The following is a 6,302-nucleotide window of genomic DNA, read 5'->3' on the forward strand; positions in this document are numbered from 1 at the left end:
ATCGTTGAAGAACTCTGCGACTATGCCGTCGAGTACGCGAAGCGCGGTAGGTCAAACGACTTTGCCGCGCTCCCGCCTTGGGACGGTCGGCACGTATGGGACTGGTTCCAAGACCTGATGGCGACACGACAGGTCGGTATGGATGAGTGCCCAATCAGCTATCAGGAGATCGAGGCCTATTGCCGCCTGACCGACACGTTGATGCGCCCCTGGGAAGTCAAGGCGATCGTCTCGCTGTTCTGGGCTCTAAAAACGTCCAAACCTAAAGGTAAGGGCGAAAAGGGTGTCCGAGAGATTACGGACGCTGACGATGTCGCGGGTGTCAAAGACCTTACTGCTGGGCTCGGGAAGAAGCGGACGGTCGTCAGGAGATCGAAATGAACATGAACGTTGCAATCCTCGCCACGATGAAGAAGCTTGACCATGTCCAGGGGAGGGGAACGGACATGCGGAGAGATATGGAACTCGTGCGGGAAATCTTTCGCGTCGTGATCGCGAAGGAAGGCCTTGAGGGGAAGGAGATTTCAATCCCCGGCTATGACGCGAAGATCGTAAACCGCCATGTGTCAATGCTTTATCGGGCGGGGTACATAGACGGCACGCCCTTCATGGGTGACGAGCGCATTCTAGCGGTCGATCTTTCGTGGCAAGGCCACGAGTTTGCAGGGGCGCTCCTTACCGAGGAAACCGTCTGGGTGAAGATAAAGGATGCGCTTGGCCCTGAAAAGCTCGCGACGGTCCCGCTGAAGTACATCGAGGCCGTTGCAATGGAAGCCTTGATCGCATGGGGCAAGGCGAAGCTGGGGCTCGGTGGGTAAGGCAATACAGGTAGGCGCTCCTAAGAGCGCCTTTTCTATCGGCAGATCGTTTAAGCTCATCTTCGGCCAGCATTGGACTTCCTCCCTCCCGTTCGGAAGGATTGAACCAAGCCAATGTGAGGTTGTCGAGTCAGTCGAAAGTCTCTTTGGTGCCGTCTTCGTAGAGAACGGCCCGAATGCAGGTATAGGGCTCAACTTCTTCTTTCTTGAGCCTGAGAAGCCTCTCGAAGGTGTAGCGACCCCACAAACCCTTATCTGTAAACGTCCCGCCGGCCGGAATAACCGTGTCGCGTTCAATTTGAAGCGGACCAATCCGGCCACCCAAAGCATCTCGAAACCCGAGTTGGCCATCAATCATCCGAATGTCTTTCGCAGCGTTGGAACGAATTGAATATGACAATTCGTTCGTGTCGGCGTCGATTGCTTGGATGTTCCAAGCCGTGATTTCCAACAGCGATTCGTTGCAGGCAGCATTCGCATGGAATGTTCCCGCCAACATCAATACTGCCACCAAAATCGACCGCATCGTATCCTCCCTTGAAAAGTGAGGACGATAACGCGACCCTATCTCAGAGGTAAAGCCTTGACAGATCTCGCAACTCTTGGTCTCGCAGTCGAATCCAGCCAAGTTGAGCGCGCGCGCGATGAGCTTGGCCGGCTCGTCAAGTCTGCTGAGGACGCGGAGCGCGCTACTGATGGCCTCGCTAAAGGGTCTCGGAAGGTTGAGACTGCAACCCAACGCATGAACCGCGAAATGGCGGCGGCCCGGCAGGCCATGGCAGTATTGGCGCGTATGGCGGCGGCTCTTGGTGCGGTATTCGCTGGTTCTGCTTTCATCCGGTACGCCGACACCTGGACCGACATCACGGGGCGAGTGAACATCGCCGCAGGCTCGATGGCGAATGGCGCGGCCGTGATGAAGCGCCTCGATGATATGGCGCGACGAACGTATTCATCGCTTGGGCAGACGGCCGACAGCTATCTGCTCAACGCGACGGCAATGCGGGAGCTTGGCTACTCGACCAACGAGACCCTGAACTTTGTCGAGGCGATCAACAATGCCCTCGTGATCAGCGGAGCCAAGGGGGATCGGGCCGCGTCCGTGATGAATGCGCTGTCCAAGGCAATGGCCATGGGCAAGCTTTCGGGAGACGAGTTGAACACCGTCATTTCGACCGGTGGACGCGTCGCCGAAGCACTGGCGGCCGGTATGGGCGTCACGACGAACCAGCTTCGAACGCTGGGCACACAGGGCAAGATAACCGGGGATGTGCTGGCGAAATCGCTGATCGGGCAATTGGATACGCTCCGCGAGGAGGCTGACGGCATGAGCGCTACCGTGGGCGATGGGATGCTGCTGATCGGCAACTCCATCCTCAGCGTTGTCGGTCGGTTTGATGAAGCAACTGGCGCATCTGCTGCACTTGCATCTGCTCTTGTAAAGATCGCCGACGGGATCAAGGTATTCGGAGATTACGCTATCAAGGCGGCGGCACTGGCGTCCACGGCATTGTCGCCTCTCGGTTCGATTATCGACACAATCGGCGCAGCCTTCGAAGCTGTCGCGGACAACATTGATACGTTCGCCGTCGCCGCCACGACGGCAGGCGCGGCTATGCTGGCGTCTTTCGGCCCGGCAATTCTTGGCAGCATTGCCTCGGCCTTTGTGGCCGTGGGGATCGCTGGCGTCAACGCAATCCGGGCGATCACGGCAGCCATGATGGCAAATCCGCTGGGGTTGATCGTTGTCGGCATCACTGCGGCCGTCACAGCCATCTATCACTTCCGCGATGAGATTGAGCAGGCCATCGGTATCGATGCATGGGGCATCATCAAAGACACCGTGAACCTGATTATCAATTCGTTCCGCGCTGCCTACGAGGATGTGAAGTTTGTCTTTGGAAACCTTAGCGCATTCGTTGAGGGCGTGTTCGTTGCCGCTGCGAATGTAGCGATCGATGCCGTCAATAAACTCATCCAGAAGATGGTTGACGGAATGAACTGGTTCCACAGCAAAATCAATGAGGTACTTGGGACAAGTATCCCGATGTTCGACAAGGTTGGCGACGTCATCGAAAAGATGGCTCCTTCCAAGAAGGTCGTCGAAAAATGGAAAGAGCACGGCGAGAACATCAAGAAAATCATGTCGGAAGACACCCTTGGCAACATGGGGGAAGCCATCGCGTCGTCCTTCCGAACTGCCGAGGAAGCAACCGCTGATCTCGATGCGAAAATCAAAGGAACAGGCGCGTCTATCGGCGAAGTAGACAAGAAGGCCGCGAAGCTGGCGAAGGCCTACGAAAACATCGTCGAGGGCGCCCGCGATTTCATCGCGCAGCAGGAGCTTGAGCGCAGCGTGCTCGGCATGTCGGAGGAGGCCGCGAACCGTCTCCGCTACGAGATGGACCTTCTGAACCAGGCCCGAAGCGCGGGGATCGATCTTAGTCCGAAGCAATCCGCGGAACTGAAGGACCTCGCCGCGCAGATGTCCGCCGCAGAGGCCGAAACGAAGCGCCTCAAGGAAGCGTTCGATGCGCAGAAAAAGGCGGGCGAGGAGTTTGCCAAGACGCTGTCCTCCGCCTTGTCCGACCTGTTCACGGAGCCGATGAAGGATGCCGATGCCTTTTTCGACACGCTGACGAGAGGCTTCGCCCAACTCGGCGCGAACAACCTGCAAACCGGCCTTGACCGACTGTTCTCGGGACAGGGCTTCGGCCCGGCGGCGAACGACAACGACCGCTGGGCAGGCCTTCGTGAGGTCGGGAAGGCTGTCGAGAAGGGCGCGTTCGCCGGCACGGAGGCCGGAGCACAGAACGGGATCGGGGCGCTCTTCGGCGGCAAGCTCTCCGAAGGGGCGATGAAGAACCTCTCGGCCGGTCTCGGCGGCTTCGGCATGGGCTACCAGGCGCAGGACCCGGCGATGGGCGGCATCGGCGGCGCGCTGTCCGGCTTCATGGCCGGCGGACCGATCGGCGCCGTCGTCGGCGGGATCGGCGGTCTTCTGGGCGGGCTGTTCGGCGGATCGTCCCGGCGGGACAAGGAGCGGAAAGAGGCGCGGCAGAGCCTCTGGGACAACGCCGCCTCTGTCCGCTCGACCCTCGACCGTGGTCTTGGTGTCGGCGCCGGCAACTATCGCAGTGAGTTTGCCGCATACGAGGCGGAGGCGATGAAGATCCGCCGCACGGCGATGAAGGCCGGCAACTGGGCCATGGAGCGGGAGGCCCGCGAGGCGATCAGCCGCTTCCGCGCCACGCTGAAGAGCGACTTCCGCTCCGCCTTCGACGGGACGGTCGAGGCGATGCGCTCCGGCCTCGGCTCCAACTCGCCCTTCGTGCAGGCGCAGCAGAGCGTCATCGGGCTGCGCGACGAGCTGAAGAACTTCATCGCCGACGCCAAATGGGCCGGGGAAAGCACGCGGGTCGCGACCCGGGCGGCGCGGGACTACGCGCTGTCGCAGCTGGCCGGGTCGAAGGAGCTGTCGCCGATGGAGACCGAGATGCAGCGCATCCGCGGCACGGCGGCAGGCCTGCGCAACACGCTGAAGGAGCTCGGCATGAGCTCCAGCCAGGCGGACAAGGCGATCAGGGACGGGCTGGTGAAGGCGGTCGCCGGCCTGCGCGACCAGTACCGCACGGATGTCCGCGGCTCGATCAACGAGCTTTCCGGCAAGGGCTATCTCAACGAGATGGCCGACGCGCAGAAGCTCTACAATGAGCGCCTGAAGGACGCGAAAGCGCTCGGGCTCTCGGCCTCGCTCGCCAACAGGGAGTTCTCGCTGTCGATCGCCAGCATCGCCATGCAGTCCGGCCTGACCGGCAAGCAGCTGCGCAGGTATGCCGACCAGCTCGATATCCCGTCGAAGCTGCTCAAGGGGATTCTCAAGGACCTGAGTGTCCAGAACGCGGAGAAGTGGTCCTCGACGGTCTCCGATCTGCGGCTGCGTCGCGCGCAGGCGACCACGGATACGTCGGGGCTGAAGGGGCAACTCCAGCTCTTCGACATGCAGGCGAAGCTCGAACGCCAGCGGCTGAAGGAGGCCGGGGCGACGGGCGCGGCACTCGTGGCGCTGGACAGGGCGACGGGCGCGGAGCGTATCCGGCTGATCAAGGAATTCAACAAGCAGCAGGTCGCGCTGCAGCAGGATTTCGGGGTGAGGTATCTCCAGGCGACGGTCGATGCGTCGGGGCTGAAGGGGCAACTCCAGCTCTTCGACGCGCAGGCGAAGATGGAGCGCCAGCGGCTGAAGGAGAGCGGCGCGACGACGCAGACGCTGATCGCGCTCGAGCGCGCGCTCGGCGCCGAGCGCCAGGCGCTCATCGACGATTTCAACCGGCAGAAGATCGACGAGGCGAAGTCGGCGCTCGACGAGGCGCTCGACGCCTGGCGCAACTTCGCGAAGGGCGTGCGCGAGTTCCGCGACGGCCTGCGGCTCGACAGCAACCTCTCCGTCCTCTCGCCGCAGGACCGCCTGACGGAGGCGCGGCGGCAGTACGAGGAGACGCTGCGGCTCGCCATGGTCGGCGACCGCGACGCGATGAACCGCCTGACCTCGATCAGCCAGTCCTATCTGGAGGAGGCGAAGAGCTACTTCGCCTCGACCGAGGACTATGCGGCGATCTTCAACAGCGTGAACACGGCGCTTGCGCAGGCCGAGACGAGCGCCACCAGCCAGGTGTCCGCGGCCGAGAAACAGATCACCCTCCTGTCGAAGCAGGTGAGCACGCTCGCATCGGTCGACAAGACCTTGCTCACCGTCTCGCAGCTCACGAAGGAACTGACCACCTCGGTGACGAAGTATCTCGCTGCCGGCGGCAAGCCTTTCTCGTCGGGCGGGTACACCGGCGACCTCGGCGTCCACCAGATCGCCGGTGTCGTCCATGGTCGCGAGTTCGTGGCCAATGCCTCGACCACGGCCCGCTACCGCCCGCAGCTTGAGGCAATGCAGGCGGGAACCTATCGCCCGCAGCAGATCGTCACCAACGACAACCGCGCCGGCTTCCGCGAGCTGGCGACGGTCTTCGCGGCCGGACAGTCGAAGATGATCGAGGCGCTGAAGGAGGAGCTTGCCGAGGTGCGCGGTGAGTTGCGCCGCCTCACCAACGAGACGCGCATCTCCGGCGACAAGAAGAGCCGCATCACGGCCGCGGGCCGATAGCAGGAGCCTCCCATGCCCTTGACCTTGCACACGGCGAAGCTCATCGCCGACCACATGCTCGACCGTACGACATGGGTGCCGCCGGACGAACTCTGGCTTGCCCTGCATCTCGGCAATCCGACCAATGCCGGGCTGTTCGACAGCGAGCTTTCGACGGCGGATACCGGCTATGCGCGAGCCGATATCACCGGAAAGTTCTCGGCCGCCGATCCGCTGACGGGCCTTTCGGTGCTGACCGACGTCGTCAATATCGGCCCGGCCGAGGCGGACTGGGGGACGATCCGCTACGTCTCGGTCTGCAACGCCCAGGCGGGCGGGACGATGCTGTT

At 61.9% G+C, this 6,302-nt stretch carries 5 protein-coding genes; 4 read left to right on the forward strand and 1 reads right to left on the reverse strand.

Annotated features, from left to right (window positions below; translation table 11 throughout):
- The gene (locus tag NNZ72_RS22505; protein WP_442800903.1) at nt 1–381 is read left to right on the forward strand and encodes a phage tail assembly chaperone; all 381 of its coding nucleotides are present in this window, start codon (nt 1–3) and stop codon (nt 379–381) included.
- Nucleotides 378–818, forward strand: a complete 441-nt coding sequence (locus tag NNZ72_RS22510; protein ID WP_257317924.1) for a DUF2513 domain-containing protein — start codon at nt 378–380, stop codon at nt 816–818. The genes NNZ72_RS22505 and NNZ72_RS22510 overlap by 4 nt, the downstream gene beginning before the upstream one ends.
- Nucleotides 819–948: 130 nt before the next feature.
- Here the strand turns inward: NNZ72_RS22510 and NNZ72_RS22515 are convergent, their stop codons facing one another.
- The gene (locus tag NNZ72_RS22515; protein ID WP_257317925.1) at nt 949–1,344 is read right to left on the reverse strand and encodes a hypothetical protein; all 396 of its coding nucleotides are present in this window, start codon (nt 1,342–1,344) and stop codon (nt 949–951) included.
- A gap of 57 nt (nt 1,345–1,401) precedes the next feature.
- Between NNZ72_RS22515 and NNZ72_RS22520 the strand changes: the two genes are divergently transcribed.
- Both NNZ72_RS22520 and NNZ72_RS22525 read left to right on the forward strand, forming a co-directional pair.
- Complete coding sequence (locus tag NNZ72_RS22520) at nt 1,402–5,973, forward strand: tape measure protein (protein WP_257317926.1); 4,572 nt, start codon at nt 1,402–1,404, stop codon at nt 5,971–5,973.
- 12 nt (nt 5,974–5,985) lie between these two features.
- Nucleotides 5,986–6,302: phage tail fiber protein (locus NNZ72_RS22525; protein WP_257317927.1), on the forward strand; the 317-nt coding region annotated here is incomplete at its 3' end.

The sequence above is a fragment of the Shinella pollutisoli genome, from assembly GCF_024609765.1.
Classification (GTDB): domain Bacteria; phylum Pseudomonadota; class Alphaproteobacteria; order Rhizobiales; family Rhizobiaceae; genus Shinella; species Shinella pollutisoli.

What these genes read in the sequence shown, in the direction of transcription:
- NNZ72_RS22510 (WP_257317924.1), top strand. Translation starts at nt 378, where the DNA reads ATGAACATGAACGTTGCAATCCTCGCCACGATGAAGAAGCTTGACCAT.
- NNZ72_RS22515 (WP_257317925.1), bottom strand. Translation starts at nt 1,344, where the DNA reads ATGCGGTCGATTTTGGTGGCAGTATTGATGTTGGCGGGAACATTCCAT.